The organism is Pelagerythrobacter rhizovicinus (assembly GCF_004135625.1).
GTDB classification, from domain to species: domain Bacteria; phylum Pseudomonadota; class Alphaproteobacteria; order Sphingomonadales; family Sphingomonadaceae; genus Pelagerythrobacter; species Pelagerythrobacter rhizovicinus.
In genome coordinates this window covers 1-15750 of record NZ_SDPV01000001.1, presented here as the reverse complement: position 1 = coordinate 15750, position 15750 = coordinate 1, and the positions used below count along the sequence as shown (strand labels likewise).

Annotated in this window: 16 protein-coding genes, 1 tRNA gene and 1 pseudogene; 11 read left to right on the top strand and 7 right to left on the bottom strand. The window is 64.9% G+C overall.

Annotated elements, in window-relative coordinates; genetic code table 11:
* The first annotated feature begins 15 nt into the window (after positions 1-15).
* Both ETX26_RS00090 and ETX26_RS00085 read left to right on the top strand, forming a co-directional pair.
* Complete coding sequence (locus ETX26_RS00090; RefSeq protein ID WP_129522698.1) at positions 16-1257, top strand: S8 family serine peptidase; 1242 nt, start codon at positions 16-18, stop codon at positions 1255-1257.
* Positions 1258-1343: 86 nt separating this feature from the next.
* Positions 1344-2192, top strand: a complete 849-nt coding sequence (locus ETX26_RS00085) for a PRC-barrel domain-containing protein (RefSeq protein ID WP_129522697.1) — start codon at positions 1344-1346, stop codon at positions 2190-2192.
* Positions 2193-2436: 244 nt separating this feature from the next.
* On the opposite strand, the gene ETX26_RS00080 is transcribed toward ETX26_RS00085, so the two are convergent.
* The gene (locus ETX26_RS00080) at positions 2437-3951 is read right to left on the bottom strand and encodes an aldehyde dehydrogenase family protein (protein ID WP_129522696.1); all 1515 of its coding nucleotides are present in this window, start codon (positions 3949-3951) and stop codon (positions 2437-2439) included.
* Between the two features lie 143 nt (positions 3952-4094).
* On the opposite strand from ETX26_RS00080, the gene ETX26_RS00075 reads away from it, so the two are divergent.
* A complete protein-coding gene (locus ETX26_RS00075) occupies positions 4095-4982 on the top strand; it encodes a dienelactone hydrolase family protein (RefSeq protein WP_129522695.1) in 888 nt (295 codons plus the stop codon).
* A gap of 808 nt (positions 4983-5790) precedes the next feature.
* Here ETX26_RS00075 and ETX26_RS14400 read toward each other — a convergent pair.
* Both ETX26_RS14400 and ETX26_RS14395 read right to left on the bottom strand, forming a co-directional pair.
* On the bottom strand, positions 5791-6321 hold the full coding sequence (locus ETX26_RS14400) for a response regulator (protein WP_318531639.1): 531 nt from the start codon (positions 6319-6321) through the stop codon (positions 5791-5793).
* Positions 6318-6644, bottom strand: a complete 327-nt coding sequence (locus tag ETX26_RS14395; RefSeq protein WP_263853340.1) for a hypothetical protein — start codon at positions 6642-6644, stop codon at positions 6318-6320. The genes ETX26_RS14400 and ETX26_RS14395 overlap by 4 nt, the downstream gene beginning before the upstream one ends.
* A 140-nt stretch (positions 6645-6784) precedes the next feature.
* Between ETX26_RS14395 and ETX26_RS00060 the strand changes: the two genes are divergently transcribed.
* Positions 6785-7798: an SPFH domain-containing protein gene (locus ETX26_RS00060; RefSeq protein ID WP_129522693.1), complete on the top strand. Its 1014-nt coding sequence runs from the start codon at positions 6785-6787 to the stop codon at positions 7796-7798.
* 3 nt (positions 7799-7801) lie between these two features.
* Positions 7802-8287, top strand: a complete 486-nt coding sequence (locus tag ETX26_RS00055) for an NfeD family protein (protein WP_129522692.1) — start codon at positions 7802-7804, stop codon at positions 8285-8287.
* Between the two features lie 10 nt (positions 8288-8297).
* Here ETX26_RS00055 and ETX26_RS00050 read toward each other — a convergent pair whose 3' ends face one another.
* Positions 8298-9248 carry an NAD(P)H-binding protein gene (locus tag ETX26_RS00050; protein WP_129522691.1) on the bottom strand — a complete coding sequence of 317 codons (951 nt, stop codon included), beginning with the start codon at positions 9246-9248 and terminating at the stop codon, positions 8298-8300.
* 177 nt (positions 9249-9425) lie between these two features.
* Between ETX26_RS00050 and ETX26_RS00045 the strand changes: the two genes are divergently transcribed.
* The 4 genes from ETX26_RS00045 (at position 9426) to ETX26_RS00030 (ending at position 11185) form a co-directional block, all read left to right on the top strand.
* Positions 9426-9512: transfer RNA gene (locus tag ETX26_RS00045), tRNA-Leu, on the top strand.
* A 178-nt stretch (positions 9513-9690) separates the two neighbouring features.
* Positions 9691-10206: an Arm DNA-binding domain-containing protein gene (locus tag ETX26_RS00040; protein WP_129522690.1), complete on the top strand. Its 516-nt coding sequence runs from the start codon at positions 9691-9693 to the stop codon at positions 10204-10206.
* A gap of 29 nt (positions 10207-10235) precedes the next feature.
* Complete coding sequence (locus ETX26_RS00035; protein ID WP_165271665.1) at positions 10236-10637, top strand: hypothetical protein; 402 nt, start codon at positions 10236-10238, stop codon at positions 10635-10637.
* A gap of 29 nt (positions 10638-10666) precedes the next feature.
* Positions 10667-11185: a hypothetical protein gene (locus tag ETX26_RS00030; protein ID WP_129522688.1), complete on the top strand. Its 519-nt coding sequence runs from the start codon at positions 10667-10669 to the stop codon at positions 11183-11185.
* A gap of 223 nt (positions 11186-11408) precedes the next feature.
* On the opposite strand, the gene ETX26_RS00025 is transcribed toward ETX26_RS00030, so the two are convergent.
* Positions 11409-12320, bottom strand: a complete 912-nt coding sequence (locus ETX26_RS00025) for a hypothetical protein (protein ID WP_129522687.1) — start codon at positions 12318-12320, stop codon at positions 11409-11411.
* Between the two features lie 14 nt (positions 12321-12334).
* Entirely contained in the window at positions 12335-13606 is a 1272-nt protein-coding gene (locus tag ETX26_RS00020; protein ID WP_129522686.1) for a trypsin-like serine peptidase, read from the bottom strand.
* Positions 13607-14503: 897 nt separating this feature from the next.
* On the opposite strand from ETX26_RS00020, the pseudogene ETX26_RS00015 reads away from it, so the two are divergent.
* Together ETX26_RS00015 and ETX26_RS00010 are read left to right on the top strand one after the other, a co-directional pair.
* A pseudogene (locus ETX26_RS00015) lies at positions 14504-14629 on the top strand (IS3 family transposase); the annotation flags it as partial.
* Positions 14586-15068: an IS5 family transposase gene (locus ETX26_RS00010; protein WP_225425429.1), complete on the top strand. Its 483-nt coding sequence runs from the start codon at positions 14586-14588 to the stop codon at positions 15066-15068. The pseudogene ETX26_RS00015 and the gene ETX26_RS00010, both read left to right, overlap by 44 nt.
* Positions 15069-15071: 3 nt before the next feature.
* Here ETX26_RS00010 and ETX26_RS00005 read toward each other — a convergent pair whose 3' ends face one another.
* A complete protein-coding gene (locus ETX26_RS00005; protein ID WP_129522685.1) occupies positions 15072-15590 on the bottom strand; it encodes a hypothetical protein in 519 nt (172 codons plus the stop codon).
* Positions 15591-15750: the final 160 nt, after the last annotated feature.

Genomic DNA, 15750 nt, shown 5'->3' with positions numbered 1-15750 from the left:
AGACAAACGACAGGAATGCGCAGAATTTTCCTCATTTCCGCGGTTCTGGCGATGATCGCGGCTCCGCTGTCGGCGCAGATTGCGCTGCCGGGCGTGCAGGTTCCGGATGTCGGCGGCGTGCTCGATGCCACCACGGACGTGCTCGATCGCACGACCAACGAAGCACAGCGCACGGTCGAGAAGCTCGCGCGGGACCGCGTGCGAACGATCGACCGGCTGGTGCGGCGGCATCGCGATGTGATCGAGCGCGATGCCCGCGGCGCGCCGGCGCGGCGGGGGGAGATTCTGGTGATGGACGCCTCGCCTGCGGCGCTCGCGGCGGGCGAAGCGGCAGGGTTCGCGCTTCTCTCGCGCGAGGAGGTCGAAGGCCTCGGTTTCACGGTCGTGCGGCTACGCGTGCCCGAGGGAATGGATCTCGCCGATGCCGAGGGTGCTCTGGCAAGGCTGATGCCGGAGGCGACGGTGGCGCCGGACAATCTCCACTTCCAGTCGGGCGACACTGCGGGCGCGCCGCTCGTCCTCGCCGCCACGGCCGCCGGCAGCGGAAGCGGAGCACCGGTCGGCATGATCGACGGCGCCCCGGGCAAGGCCGTGCCGGTTGCCGCAATCCGCGGGTTCGCGAAAGGCGCGCCCTATCCCAGCAACCATGGCAGCGCGATCGCCTCGCTGCTCGTCCACGCGGGCGCCGGCCCGGTTCGCGTCGCCGACGTCTATGGCACCGACCAGGCGGGCGGCAATGCGCTGGCCATGGCGAAGGGGCTCGGCTGGCTGGTCGGCACGGGCTCGAAAGTGGTGACGATCAGCCTCGTCGGGCCGCGCAATCCGCTGCTCGAACGCGCGATCGAGGCCGCCCGGCGCAGAGGCGTGGTCGTGGTCGCGGCCGTGGGCAACGGCGGGCCTGCGGCGCCGCCGGCCTATCCTGCCTCCTACGATGGCGTGGTCGCCGTGACGGCGGTCGACGGCCGGCGCCGCGCGCTGATAGAGGCAGGCCGCGCGCTCCATCTCGATTACGCCGCGCCCGGTGCGAACATCCACGGCATCGATGCCAGGGGCAAGCGAGTCGGCCTGCGCGGCACGTCCTTCGCCACGCCTCTCGTTGCCGCCCGCGTATCGCGCGCGATCGGACAGGGGCACGCGTGGCGCTCCGCGCTCGACGCGGAGGCCGAAGACCTCGGCCGTGAGGGCCACGACGACACCTACGGCCGGGGCCTCGTCTGCGGTGCGTGCAAGGGCGTACCGAAAAAATCCGGCGGCTGATGGATTAAGCGGCGCACCGCATCCGTTTTCCCTTTGAGCGAACGCATCCCCCCTTTCCGCGTTCGCCAGACAGAAAGGGACATGCCATGAAGAACCTTCTTCTCGCAGCTTCGGCTCTCACGCTCTTCGCCGCGCCCCCGGCGCACGCGCAGCTCCTTGGCGGCAGCGGCGGTGCCTTGGGCGGTCTCGGCGGCACGGTGAGCGGCGCGGTCGATTCGACCCTGCGCACCTCGACCGACTCGATCCGCACGACCACCCGCACCACGACTCGCGGCGATGTCCGCACGCGGGGCGACCAGCGCGTCGATACCCGTTCGGGCGAGGTCTCGGTCGACCGGTCGCTCGATGCCGATTTCGACGCGACGGCTTCGCAGTTGCTCGACGGCCCCGCGGGCTCGACGACAGGCGGTGCCTCCGCCTCGGGCAGCGCCTCGGGCTCGGGTAGCGCCAACGCGCAGCTCGTCGGCACCGATGCGGCGAGCGACCTGGCCGCCCGGGGCGTCTCGACAGCGGGCGAAGGCGTTGCCACCGTTCGCGGCAGCGCCGCGAGCACGGCCAGCTTGGCGAGCGATCTCGCCGCCTCGGCCGCGAGCAGCGGATCGGCCTCAGGTTCGGCCGCCGCGTCCGGCGCAGCCGGTCTCGGCTCGGCGATGCTGGCGGCAGCCGGAAGCGCTGCCGCTGCGGCCGACGGGGCCTTCTCCGTCGCGCCGGGGATGCCGGTCGTGAGCCCGGATGGCACGCAGGTCGGCACCGTCAGCGAAGTCGTCGCCGACCAGCAGGGCCGCGTGCGGCAGGCGCTCGTCGCCACCCGCGAGGGCACCGCGACGATCCCCGCTGCCGACCTCACCGCCAGCGGCAATGCACTGGTCGCGGGCGGCGGAAGCCTTGCCGCCGATAGCGGCTCCGAAGCGCAGGGCGACGGGTCCCCCCGTTAGCCTTCCTCCGTCCCCTGCGTGACGGAAGGGCGGTCGGGCAAGGCTCGGCCGCCCTTTTTTCGTGCGCGTCCCACACGCGCCCTTCCGGGTGGTGCCGGCACTAGGGTGTATCGACATTCAGAAGATGGCGAGCCGAAAACGGTGGTTTTCCGTGACCCGGAGCGCAGCGGGCTTGCTGCCCGTGAGCACCGGAAGCGCGGCAAGCCGCCGTTTGCAGGCCGTCAGGGCTGAATGTCGATACACCCTAGAGCTGCAGCATCACGGTCTTGAGTTCGGTATAGGCCTTCACGCCCTCGCTGCCGAGTTCGCGGCCGATGCCCGACTGCTTGTAGCCGCCGAAGGGCAGCGCGCTGTCGAGCATCGAGTGGCAGTTGCCCCAGACGGTGCCCGACTTGATCTTGGCCGCGAGCTTGTGGAACGCGCCGACATCGCGCGTCCAGATGCCCGCGCCGAGGCCGTAGAGCGTGTCGTTCGCCTGCCGGGCGACATCGTCGAGGTCGTCGAACCGCTGCGCTACGACGACCGGGCCGAAGATCTCCTCCTGCACGACGCTCATCGACGGGTTGACGTCGACCAGCACGGTCGGGTTGACGTAGTAGCCGCCGTTGGAAGGGGCCGCGTCGCCGCCCATCGCAACGCTCGCGCCGTCTTTCTTGCCCGCCTCGATATAGCCCATCACGCGCTCGAACTGCTCGTGGCTCACCAGCGGGCCCATCCGCGCCTGCGGGTCGAGGCTGGGGCGCGGGGCCCAGGCCGGCGCGGTCTCGGCAATGCCCTCGATCAGGCGGTCGAACACGTCGCGGTGGGCGTAGAGCCGGCTGCCGGCGACGCAGACCTGGCCCGAGTTGAAGAAGATCGCGTTGGCCGCCCCGCCCGCGGCGACCGCCGGGTCCATGTCGGGCAGCACGATCACCGGGCTCTTCCCGCCCAGCTCGAGCGTGACGCGCTTGAGGCTGTCGGTCGCGGTGCGGTTGATGATCTTGCCGACTTCGGTCGAGCCGGTGAAGGCGACCTTGTCGACGTCCGGGTGGCGCACCAGGCGGTCGCCGGCGGTCTCGCCGAGGCCGGTGACGATGTTGACCGTCCCGGCCGGGAAGCCCGCCTCGGCCACCAGATCGGCCAGCTTGAGCGCGGTCAGGCTGGTCTGCTCCGCCGGCTTGAGCACCAGCGTGCAGCCCGCCGCGAGCGCGGGCGCGATCTTCTGCACCGCCATCAGCAGCGGGAAGTTCCACGGCACGATCTGGGCGGCGACGCCGACCGGCTCGCGCCGGGTATAGCTGTGGAACACGCCGCGCGGCGCGTTCGCCGGCTCGATCATCTCGCCGCCGAGCTTGCTCGCCCAGCCCGCATGATAGTGCAGCATCGAGATCGCGCCGTTGACGTCGACCGCCTGTGCCATCGTCTTGGGCTTGCCGTTGTCGATCGCCTCCAGCTCGGCAAGCAGCTCGGCGTCGCGCTGGATCAGGTCGGCGAGCCGGTGGATCAGGGCCTCGCGCTTCATCGGCGGCAGGTCGGACCAGCGCCCGTCGTCGAACGCGGTGCGCGCGGCGGAAACGGCCCGGTCCACGTCGGTGTCCGAGGCATCGACGATCTGCGCCACCTCGCGCCCGCACGAGGGGTCTTCGACCGCCAGCGTCTTGCCGTGGGAGCTGTCGACCCATTCGCCGCCGATGAAGAGCTGCGGCTTGCGCGCGAGGAACTCCTTGGCGGTCTGCGAATATTCGAGCTGCTCGCGGCTGATCGTCGTCTGTTCGTTCACTGTGCTCTCTCCCGGTAAGAATCGGTCTTTCTCGGCAACCTACCACGTGGATCGCACACGCCCAATCGGGTTCGGATGGCCGTGGTCTTGCATGTCGGGCGCCCGCCGCGCACCATGCGGCGACGCGACTGGGAGAAACGGTTATGTGCGATGAAGAGAAGCTCGCCCGCTGGGCGCGCGAGGGACTCAACCGGCGGCAGTTCGGCGCGCTCGGCGGGATGGCCGCACTGGCGGCGTGCACGCCGGTGGAATCCGGTTCGGGGGACGACCGGGAGGCGACCCTGCCGGCGATGGCCGAAGAAGCGGTCGCTTTCGAAACCCCCGACGGGACGATGGACGGGTTCTTCGTCCATCCGGTCTCCGGCCCGGCGCCAGCGGTGCTGTTCTGGCCCGATATCGCCGGGATTCGCGAGGTGAAGCGAAATATGGCGCGCCGGCTCGCCGGACAGGGCTACGCGGTCTTCGTGGCCAACCCCTACTACCGCGACGTCGCCGGACAGCAGTTCGAGGATTTCGCCGACTTCGCCGCGAACGGCGGTTTCCAGAAAGTCGGCCCCTGGCGCGAGAAGCTGACGCCCGAGGCGATCATGCGCGACGCCGCGGCCGCGGTCGCCTGGCTCGACGCGCAGGACGCGGTGGATGCGGAGCGCGGCGTGGGCACGCAGGGATACTGCATGGGCGGGCCGTTTACGATGTGGAGCGCGGCAGGGGTGCCCGGCCGCGTACGGGCGGCGGCGAGCTTCCACGGCGGCGGATTGGTGCGCGGCGACGACCCGATGAGCCCGCACAACCTGCTGGACGAGACCCGGGCCAGCTATCTTGTCGCCATCGCCCAGGACGACGCCGCCGAGGCGCCCGACCACAAGAAGATCCTGCGCGAAGCGGCGAAGGCGGCGGGCCGCCCGGCCGAAGTGGAAGTCTATGCGGGCGACCATGGCTGGACCGTCCCCGACTCTCCGGCCTATGTCGAAGCCGAGGCCGAACGGGCCTGGGCGAACCTGCTGGAGCTTTACAAGGAAGCGCTGGGCTGATCCCCCGCATGAGTCCCCGCGCAGGCGGGGACCTCAGGCAGATAGCGGAGCGCCAGTGGCTTGAGACGCCTGCCTGCGCGGGGACAGACGCGTGGCTATGACCTCCCGATCCCCAGCGCAGGCTGGGGCCTCGTGCTATCGGGCGGAGCGCCAGTGGCCTGAGACCCCCGCCTGCGCGGGGACTCGGGAAGGAGGAGAGGCCCGGGCACCCGCCATCATCCGCTGGCGAGTGCGGACGTTGCGCCGGGAGGGTAGGCAAGCGGACGGGATCGGCCGGTGCCGCCTGGGCATCACAGGATTGCCACCTGGGCGTCACAGGGTTGCCTTGGTAACATCGTTGCGAACGGCAGAAGGGGTTACGGCAACCTTCCGCTCGGCCCTTCGGGGACGCGAGGCAGATGCGGCCAGGGCTCGCGCTTGCCGCCTCCGCCGGACATATCCTCAGGTCCGCGGCGTTGAGGCCCACCGCGAGAGAACATGCCGGTATTCCTCGCATCCCGGCACAGAGGTGCTTTCTCGAAGGTCACTAGCTCCTCCGAGGCACCGGCCGTTTGGACGAAGCGCACTGCGTGACGCGTACACGCCTCGCCCCCGTCGCTGACCAGCATGGGCTGGCGGGGCGAGTGTATAACCAAATGGGTTATTCTGTCAAGAGCTATTTGCCACAGGCCTGCATTCGCTCTGCCCGAGTCCCCCCGAAGGCGGGGACCTCAGGCAGTTGGCGTCCCGCTCGGGGTATTCCCTCTTCCAAGCAGACGGAGCGCCAGTGGCCTGAGGTCCCCGCCTGCGCGGGGACTCCCCTACTCCGTCAGCTCAGCCCGATATTGCGCAGCTTCGCCCGCAGCGTCGCTTCGTCGAACGGCTTGATCACGTATTCGTCGGCGCCGGCCTCGATCCCCTTGTGGATGTCGACGGCGCCCGAATTCGAAGTGCAGAACACCACCCGCGGCGCGCGGTCGGCGGGGAGAGCGCGCAGGCGGGTGACGAATTCGATCCCGCTCATCACCGGCATGTTCCAGTCGAGCAGGACGAGATCGGGCATGGTCGCCTTGCAGCGCGCAAGCGCTTCCTCGCCGTTTTCGGCCTCGGCCGCTTCGAAGCCGAGATCCTCCACGATCCGGCGCGCGACCTTGCGGATCATGCGCGAATCGTCGACCACCAGACAGCGGCGGACGCGCGCCTGAGCATGACGCGCGGCATAGGCGGTCTTCGCCTCGTCGACGATCCGTTGCGTGGGGTCGGCCGGTGCGGCGGGTGCGGCGGCTTCGGCGGGCGGCCGAAGCGGGGCCGCATCCTCCGTCGCCGTCTTGCCCCCGGGCGGCACGTTGCGTTTGATCAACCCGTGAATGGCGGCACCTCCTCCTCGCCCCAGACGGGCGAGCGCAGGCGGGCGGGGGCCGGTTCGCCGAACGGCGAATACGCGGGCGGTGCGATCGGATCGGCCGCCGCAGGCTGTTCGCTGGGCGTCATGCAGACGTGGAGGTAGGGCATCCAGACGTCGCCGAACTCGGCCTTCTGGTACCACACGTCGAGCACGTCGTAGGAAGCCCAGCATCCGTCGGGTTCGCGCAGGCGGATGCCCTCGCCGATGCGGGGGACCGAGGCGAACCGCAAGCGCTCCTGCGTCTGGTGCGTCTCGTTCTGAACCTCGATTTCGATCACGCGCGCCCCCGGTTCATGCTTTTGCCGCGAGGCTAGAGCGCAAACCTTGCCGAAAGGTAACGCGCCGAGCCCCTCGGTTTCGCTTGCCCCGGTTCGGTCCGCTGATACGATGGGCGCACCTGAGGGGGAAGGAGAGCGCGATGGGCATCGCCCTGATCATGCTGCTGGTGCTGGCAGTGATTTTCCTGCTGATGGCGGTGCGCGTCGTCAAGCAGGGCTACGTCTACACGATCGAGCGGCTGGGCAAGTTCACTCTCGCCGCCGAGCCCGGGCTGCATCTGATCATCCCGTTCGTCGACCGCGTCGGACAGAAGGTCAACATGATGGAGCAGGTGCTCGACATCCCCGGGCAGGAGATCATCACCAAGGACAACGCCATGGTCGGGGTCGACGCGGTGGTCTTCTTCCAGGTGCTCGACGCGGGCAAGGCCGCCTACGAGGTGCACAACCTCTATGCCGCGATCATGGCGCTCACGACCACCAATCTGCGGACCGTCATGGGCTCGATGGACCTCGACGAAACCCTGTCGAAGCGCGACGAGATCAACGCCCGCCTGCTTGCGGTGGTCGACCACGCGACCTCGCCCTGGGGCGTCAAGATCACCCGGGTCGAGATCAAGGACATCCGCCCCCCGGTCGACATCTCCGAGGCGATGGCCCGCCAGATGAAGGCCGAACGCCTGAAGCGCGCCGAGATCCTCGAGGCCGAGGGCGACCGGGCGAGCCGTATCCTGCGCGCCGAGGGCGAGAAGCAGAGCGCGATCCTCTCGGCCGAAGGCAAGCGCGAGGCCGCCTTCCGCGACGCCGAGGCGCGCGAGCGCGCGGCGGAAGCGGAAGCCAAGGCAACCCAGATGGTCTCCGATGCGATCGCGCAGAGCGGCAACGCGGCGATCAACTATTTCGTGGCGCAGGAGTACACCAAGGCCGTCGGCAAGTTCGCCACCAGCCCCAACGCGAAGACGATCCTCTTCCCGGTCGAGGCGACGCAGCTCATCGGCTCGCTCGGCGGAATCGGCGAACTCGTGCGCGAGGCGATCGGCCCGGTCGAAGGCAACGTGACCGCCGGCAGCGCGGACACCGGAACCCCGCTGCCGCAGCAGCGCGAACGCGCTCCGCGCGCGAGCGTGCCGCCCAGCGGCGAACGCCGGGGATAGCCGGTGAACGGGCTCGACAGTTTCGATCCGCACTGGATCTGGATCGCCATCGGGCTGGCCCTCGCCGCGCTCGAACTGCTCGTGCCCGGCGTCTATCTCATCTGGCTCGCCGCGGCGGCACTCGTCACCGGAGCGCTGACCTACTTCCTCGGCCTCGGGGTCGCCGCGCAGGTGATCGACTTCGTCTTCCTCGCGTTGATCTTCGCTTTCTCGGCGCGCCGCTTCCTGCGCGACAAGCCGATCGTCGGTGCCGATCCGCTGCTCAACAAGCGCGGCGGCCGGATGGTGGGGGAGACGGCCGTGGTCACCCAGGCCTTCGACGGGGGCAGCGGACGCGTCCGCCACGGCGACAGCGAATGGCTTGCGCGCGGCCCCGATATCGCCGCCGGCGCCCGCGTGCGCATCATCGGCAGCGACGGCTCCATCCTGCTGGTCGAACCTCTGACCTTGCTGGCGGGCGAGGGAACCGCTCCGCCAAAGGAAGTCTAGGGCCCAGGGCCTAGACAGCGCCTCGCGTGCGGTCCGAGAAGCGGCCGTGCTTGCGATAGCGGACCATCCAGCGGTCGAGGAACAGTGCGAGCGGGCGCGGGTGAACACCGAACTTGTCGATGCCCGGACAGGTGCCCGAGGGCACGTTGCCCTGCCTGAGCAGGTTCCACTGATCGCCGTTCATGGGCGTGCCGGGCAGCGCCGCGAATACCGCGGAGAGCGCATCGGGCATGGCGATGAAGTGCCGCTGTCTGCCCTGCGCGGCCGCGATCCGCTCGTGCAGATCCATCATCTCGATCGCCTCGGGACCGGCGATCTCGTAGGTCTTGCTGCCGTGCTTCCGGGGGTCGGCCAGCGCCGCCGTGACGGCATCCGCGGCATCGTCCACGAACAGGAGCTGCAGCCTGGCGCGCGGCGCGAACACCGGCAGCACCGGCAGGGTCGAGATCAGCCCGGCCAGCATCTGCACGAAGCCGTCGTCTTCCGCGAACAGGATAGAGGGGCGCAGGATCGTCGCGCCGGGGAAGGCGGCGAGGACTTCCTCTTCGCTCAGCGCCTTGGCCCGGGCGTACTCGGCGGTCGATTCGGCATCGGCGCCGATCGCGCTGATATGCACCATCGCGCCCGCGCCCGCCTCGCGCGCAGCCTCGGCGACATTGCGCGCCCCGCCGCAGATCAGCTTCATCAGGTCGCCTTCGAATGCGGCGACGAGATTGACCACTGCGTCCGCCCCGCGCACCGCCGCGGCGGCGCTCGCCGGATCGCGTACGTCGCAGGGCATGAACTCGATCTGGCCGAGTTGGGCGAGCGGGCGGAGCGAGAACGCCTTCTGGGGATGCCGGCTCGCAATCCTGAGGCGGGCGCCCCGCTCGAGCAGCGACTGCGCCACGTGCCGGCCGAAGAACCCGCTGCCGCCGGTCATCGCCACCAGTTTGCCGTTCAGAGGATCGTGTGCCGCCATTGCCTTGCCGTTCGTTCTACCGGTTCTCGCGAATCTCCCACCGCCTTGCCCCAATGCACCCGGTCCCGCAACAGCCCTGTCCGCAACGCCTCGAAGTCGTTGACAAGGCCCCCGCCTCTTCGCTAGTGGCGCGCCCCTACCCGCGAGCCGGACCGCGACGATCCGGATCGCCAGTGTGCCCAGATGGCGGAATTGGTAGACGCACCGTCTTCAGGTGGCGGCGGGGGCAACCCCGTGGAGGTTCGAGTCCTCTTCTGGGCACCATCTGTTCTTCTCCCGACATCCTGGAACGATCGACAGAATGGCAGAATTCTGCCATTTTTCGCTTGTTCCGGTCTGAAGGTGTCTGAGCTGATCTCAGGCAATCGGTGCCCCCGCGTGCCGTGGGTGATTTGGCAAGGTGCCTTCCCGGTCCAAGGAGAACGATTCGGGATGAGAGATCATGCCACTTACCAATGTTGAGCTTCGCAATCTCAAGCCAGGCAGCCGTGCGTACAAACGCGCCGATGAGCGCGGCTTGTATATCGAGGTCCGGCCCGGCGGCTCGAAGCTCTGGTGCTTAAAGTATCGTCACGCGGGTAAGGAGAAGCGCCTTGCGCTGGGAGTTTATCCTGAAGTCGGTCTCGCCGAGGCTCGTCGGAAGCGGGACGAACCGCGGCAACAGATCAGAGACGTCGATCCGTCGGCAGAGCGCCAGAGGGAGAAGCTCACTGCTCAGTTCAGCGCAGCGAATACGTTTGGCGAGATCGCCAAGGAGTACATCGACAAGATGGTCGCTGAGGGCCGTGCGGTGGCCACAACGTCGAAGGCGAATTGGCTTCTTGAGCAACTAGCCCCGATCTCGCGGCGCCCGATCGCTGAACTGACGCCAGTCGAACACCGTCCGCGACATCCGATAGCGAAGATCGGGTGCCCACCGTGCCGGAAGCGCAGCCCGAGGCGTTCGCGGGTACTTTAAATTTCTCCGATCGCTGGCATACGTTGCCCATGGGCAACCCGACTACAAAACTTCTCAAGTTGTTGGGCGCGTCTTTCGCTTTGCTTGCATCATCCTGTGCAGCCGCTGAATCTCAGGCAATTTCGAGCGAACTCGTCGAGTTCGAACTTCCTATCGTCGATCAGGAGCGTCTTCGCTCTTCCGCGGCACGTCCGGACGACGCCCGGCTGCGAGAGCTGATCGGCGAAATCAAGGTCTTGGCCGCTGAAGGGGTTAGAGGCTTCGGGGAAGAACCTTACCTGCACACTGAGCAAGCGGGCAGACTGGGTGATAAGCTGCTGGTCTACGCAGCAAGTCCTCGCGGTGTGGTCGGATATTTCATCCGTTCTTTAGAAGCGCCCAAACGGAAAAGATACTGGCATGCCGGTTTGAGATGCGTGCTGACGGTCTGAACTACCCTGCTCGCAGGGGAACGAAAGCGATGCTTTGGACGACCTTGCCTGGTGCTAATTGTGAAAATCCGGCCCCGGACTTGTCTGCCATTGCAGATCTAAAGGCAAGCTTTGCGGAGGAAGGCTACGCCGTGTTCGCGGAATCAGGCCGCATCGATGGCGCACGAGCGGTGGTCATAGAACATTCCGATCCAGGAGCAGGCACCTTCGATGTCGAAGCGGCCATCGATCATTTTCGCGCTACTGAGAATGATGTGATCGCGACCTTCGCGATGCCCGTTTTTCGTTGGAGATCCGGAGTCGTCGAACTGGAAGGCGGTGAACGTCTATTCTATTTCGATGATGAGGTAATCGAACCGTTTCCTCGTCGCACGTGCATCGTCGAAGGAATAGGTTGGGACGAGTTCCGGAACTGGGAGCGTCGAGACACCGAACATCCCCTAAGGACGTTCTGCACAGCCCAACTTCGGCAGCAGCGCGACGTTCAATCCAAGAGGGATCGCGAGCGTTGGAAGGACCTTCCTCCTATAAGGGCCAAAGAAATATGAAAAGCGCTTGACGTTGGAACCGTGCCGCAGATTCCGATAGATGGCATACGACCGGGCCAGGAAGCGTTTGGCGGTGCGCGCAGCGAGGATTGGACTTGGTGGAAAGTCAACGTTCGGCCTTCCGCCGCACGGGCTTTTCTGCGCCTACTGTAATCAGTTCGGGGATGCTGAACTTGACCCGCGTGAGGCGCTGAACAGCAGCATGCCGCCCTCGTCACCAGCGTTAGTCACCCTCTCTTCTGGCGTCATCATCGCCAGCTACATTCCCCAACACTTCCTTGATTGCATTGCCAATCTCTTCGCCGATCGTAGCCTTGTTATCGGACAGGGAGCCCACTGCGGCTGTGTAAAGCGGAGACGGTTCCGCCGTCTCGCTCCAAACCGCTGACATCTGATAGGCAATGGGGCGCACTGACGCGCCACCTGCCGAGCCCGTAACCCGGGGCGCTAGTGCACCGAGTCCGGCTGCCGCGCCCTCCAACGCCTTGTAGTCTAGCTCTGTTCCGCGGACTAACTTACCAAAAGTATAGGTGAATGCCGCACCATCCGAAATCTCGAAGCTGTTGATCTCCCCCTTATCGTTCTTTGACTTAGGGGTGTTGTATTTCACCGTAATGGCGAACGATGTAAACTTTGCTTTCTTACGCGCCTCCGCAACGGTATCGCGGTAGGATAGGAACACGGGCTTCAAGGTGTACGTGGTATCATCGTATATGACCGGAACGAATTCCGCGTAGACCTTGGGGTTCACGATGCCCGAATTATCGAAGGTTCCAGCAGTGAATATAAAGCATTTGGCGTTGAGGCTGCCATCGTTCGGATCGTAGAATTCCCCAGTGAACGTGGCTGAGCGCGTGCCATCAAGGCGATCCTTTCGTTTCTCCAGCCAGCCAATAAATCCGTCGACTGCTTTGCTGGCGAAGGTGGTGAGCAATCCGCCGAGCACCAATCCGAGCGCCTCGCTGGACCCGCCCTGGCTGAGCCTGTAGCTGCTGCGTGGGCAGGGACGTCCGTTTTCGATTGTGTCGGTCGTGGTGAGGCTTGCGCCCTCGAGCGTGCCCTCCGCAGCGGCGGAAGTCGATCCGCTGGCCAAGGCCACTGCTGCGACAGTCGCAATGAGACTCGGATAGTTCATATAGTTACCCCCCCTCAACGTGCGCGTGACGACAGATTTACGAACTTTGCGGCGTTCTCCTGTTGTGACGAGGGTGAGCCGTCGAAGCAGGTCTTGGTCTCGTCACCGATCCACTTTGATTCGCCGAATAGCGTTCCTGCGAGCTTCCAACCCTCCGGGCTGTCGACGATCAGTGCGGCGCCGCTGGTTTGCGCCAGGGACTGGCAGCCCTGCACTATGCAGCCGTTGCTGACCTTGATGGCACGGCAGTAGGGGCTGCTATCGACGACATAGCTGTCGCGAAAGAACTGCGTCGATCCGGGCGATGCCGTCGTCCCGAAGCTCGCGAGCCACTGGAAGCCAGCCTGGTAAACACGCTTCCCCTGAGTCAAATCGCTATCGTTCGCATAGGGGGTTGCGAGGTGCGCTAGGCCCGGGACCGGCGCTTCGAGTCGAAGCACAGCGAAATCATCGCCGACGTCAGCCGGCGGATTTGCCGCCATAGTAAACTGAACATCGTGGACGCTCCGGATCGCAGAATAAGCCGCGTCATACGCAATGGGGATCGACGGCCCCGATCCCGGCCCAATCCGCTGGACGGAGAGGTTACCAAGCTGCAGCCCGACACCCTTGTGAAAAAGACAATGGCGTGCGGTTGCGACTGTCCTATCGCTCAACATCAGTGCAGAACAGAAGTCGGTCGTCCCGCTGGTGTGCTTGCGAACGAGAATTGCCGCTCTCTCTTTGACGAAGTCGGAGAGGGGGTGTGAGGAATCTGCAAATGGATAGGAGAAGCAGCTGGTGGCGATCTCGTGCGCCTTCGCGCGTTCGCCTGCAGACAGGATCGCCAGATTTTCCGGCCTTGCGAGACGGGCTGTTTCCGCTGCACCTATCTGACCTACGGCGGTGAGGCACTTCCTGTCCAATTGCGTCATTTGGCCGACCACTAACTGGGTCGTATCGGGTGCGAAGGCTTCAACCGCGGCATGACCTCCCTGCTCTGCCACAAGCTGCCCTTCTCGGTCGATTCGGTCACCCAAACTGGCAAGGGATGCGCTGAAGAGATCCGCAAAAGCTGGGTTGGAGCCGGTCGACAAATCTTTGGGCCCCGACGGAGCACCTTCGCGATCCAATGTTGGGAGCACATCGGACCGCTGAGGAATGTCCGCGTGCGGCAAATCAGACCGCGGAAACTCTGCCGATGGCTCTTCCTCGGCAAGCGCCTTTTTAGGGAAGGCGGTGGTAGATGCCGCACCCAAAATAAGCAGCGCACCCGCGGCCCCAGCCAATCCAACGGCAACACGCATGGACAATCGCCTCCCCCAAAGGACGACTCACTCTTTTTGTATCTCGTTGCGGCATCTGAACCGCACCCGATTTATCGATCAGATGTACGGTCTAGTCGTCGCACGCACAAGCGTTATCCACCGCACGAAGAATTTTTGTTCTATCATAGCGCCTTCACTCCAAGCGCTCGTATTTTGCAATGTCAAAAGTAAATAAATGAGCTGAAGAGGTTCAAATTATGGCCTGTTCGACATCTAGCCTCGGATATGCACGTGCGCGGACCTGGTGTGCGTGGCTAGATGAAACAAGACATTTGCGTACTGCCGGTCAGCGCACCACGATCAGATTGGCCAGAACCGACCGTCCGCGCATCCGGTCGCGCCGCAATCTTCGATCGTGAGATCATAATGGCCATTTGGAAAGTACCAGAAGGTAACCTGCCCGGTCGCTTTCCCACCCTTGAGGCAGCGCCCGGTGAACATGCCGGAATGATCCGTATTTTCGTTGGAGACGACTGCGAGCTCTGCATCCTCTAAGCATAGTGCTGCTGACCGCGAATGATCACCCGTCGAGCGCGAGATCATTTGCAATCGACCGCGTTCGTCGACCAGATAGCAGTTTCTCGGAGGTTGAGCACGCCGAGATTTCGGCGATCTGATCGATAGTAACCGGAGGTTTGGCGCATCCGGCCAACGTGATCAGAAGAAGGGCAGCTGGCGAAGCATTCGGGCCGCTCGATCTACGGTGAGATGTCATCATTCCGAAGTCCGCCCCGTCATCAGCGATCACTCTATCAGCTCTCATCGCAATGGGAATGCCGCCCTGCGGTCAGAGTTGGCCTACTGTTCGGCCATCGAACGCGCGCTTGCCTCGCCGCCGCCACAACAGCATTGCCTGCTCACCGTTATCGCTGCGGAGCTTCGCCGGCGGCGTTCGCCGCCGAACTGCAAAAGCAATGGTCTGCTCCGCTACGTCCTACGGGCTCCGCTACGCCGCCCATTGCTTCAACCGCGCTCATGCGCAAAACAACCGCCCGGCTCTAATCCCAGCTGGAGGAAAGCTGAGGGTCACGTCATCACCAGTAAGCTTCACTGTCTGGCTGACGCCCGAGGACGACCACTCGCCTTCCACCTGACCGTCGGCGAAGCAGCGGATTGCAAGGCCTATGACACGTTGATCGCGTTGCCGGAGCAGGCGCCAAAGGCGCTCCTGGCGTACAAGGGCTACGATGCCGACGCCATCCGCGTAGACCTTGCGAGCCGCAACATTCAGGCTGTCATTCCCGGACGTTCAAACCGCCGGGTGAAGATCGACCATGACCGGACGCTCTACAAGCAACGCAACGGCATCGAGCGCATGTTCGGCCGTTTGAAAATCAACCGTGCCATTGCCACCCGCTACGATCAGCTTCCCGCCAGCTTCATGAGCATGGTCCATATCGCCACCGTCAGATACTGGCTCAAATTCGTCCGCGCGGCCTAGCCATCAGTAGTTTTCTGCTGATGAGCTAGCATCCGCTCTTCGCAGACGGGGCATTTGTCCAGCACTTCGAGATCGAACCCCCTTACGTAAGGCGCGATCCTGTGGTCGTAGATTGCCGTGCCGCAGTTGCTGCACCTTAGCGTCAGAAGAAGTAAAATCAGCAGAGCAGCCGGAATGAACAGGAAGAATGACCTGAATATCAGGAACTCGATCACTTGATACGCCTCGTCCTGCATTGCAGGTCACGGCTGTCGAGAACCCAATTCCAACACCTACATTGAGACCACCGGAAATAGAAATTCGCCCGGTGTTTGGATCGAACGCAATTTCGCCAGTAACTCCGCCCCCAAGACCCGCATAGCCTGAGCCGGTTACACCACCGCCAAATGAGGGGAGCGAACAATACGCATCTTTCAGATCATCAAGCAGTCCACTTTGCAACTTAGTAGCAACGACCAATATCTCGCCCGAAAGAGCCCCCTTTTGTAGGCCGGCGGTACCGGCAGCCGGGCATTCAGGCACAAAGTTCGGGCGTGCAAACGCAAGCGGCTCGGTCGGCTAGCCGATGCCGTCCCTGTTCTCGTCCCAGACATAAATTGTATAGCTGCCGACCACGAGCGTGCATCCGGTTGCTTGCGTCCCGGTTGGGTCGGTAAAGTTCACCGGATCGCTTCCGACGTAG

Excerpts from the sequence above, each read along its gene's own strand:
- ETX26_RS00085 (WP_129522697.1), top strand. The coding sequence starts at position 1,344 with ATGAAGAACCTTCTTCTCGCAGCTTCGGCTCTCACGCTCTTCGCCGCG.
- ETX26_RS00030 (WP_129522688.1), top strand. The coding sequence starts at position 10,667 with ATGCTTTGGACGACCTTGCCTGGTGCTAATTGTGAAAATCCGGCCCCG.
- ETX26_RS00075 (WP_129522695.1), top strand. The coding sequence starts at position 4,095 with ATGTGCGATGAAGAGAAGCTCGCCCGCTGGGCGCGCGAGGGACTCAAC.
- ETX26_RS00025 (WP_129522687.1), bottom strand. The coding sequence starts at position 12,320 with ATGAACTATCCGAGTCTCATTGCGACTGTCGCAGCAGTGGCCTTGGCC.
- ETX26_RS00020 (WP_129522686.1), bottom strand. The coding sequence starts at position 13,606 with ATGCGTGTTGCCGTTGGATTGGCTGGGGCCGCGGGTGCGCTGCTTATT.
- ETX26_RS00035 (WP_165271665.1), top strand. The coding sequence starts at position 10,236 with ATGGGCAACCCGACTACAAAACTTCTCAAGTTGTTGGGCGCGTCTTTC.
- ETX26_RS00040 (WP_129522690.1), top strand. The coding sequence starts at position 9,691 with ATGCCACTTACCAATGTTGAGCTTCGCAATCTCAAGCCAGGCAGCCGT.
- ETX26_RS00060 (WP_129522693.1), top strand. The coding sequence starts at position 6,785 with ATGGGCATCGCCCTGATCATGCTGCTGGTGCTGGCAGTGATTTTCCTG.
- ETX26_RS00050 (WP_129522691.1), bottom strand. The coding sequence starts at position 9,248 with ATGGCGGCACACGATCCTCTGAACGGCAAACTGGTGGCGATGACCGGC.
- ETX26_RS00090 (WP_129522698.1), top strand. The coding sequence starts at position 16 with ATGCGCAGAATTTTCCTCATTTCCGCGGTTCTGGCGATGATCGCGGCT.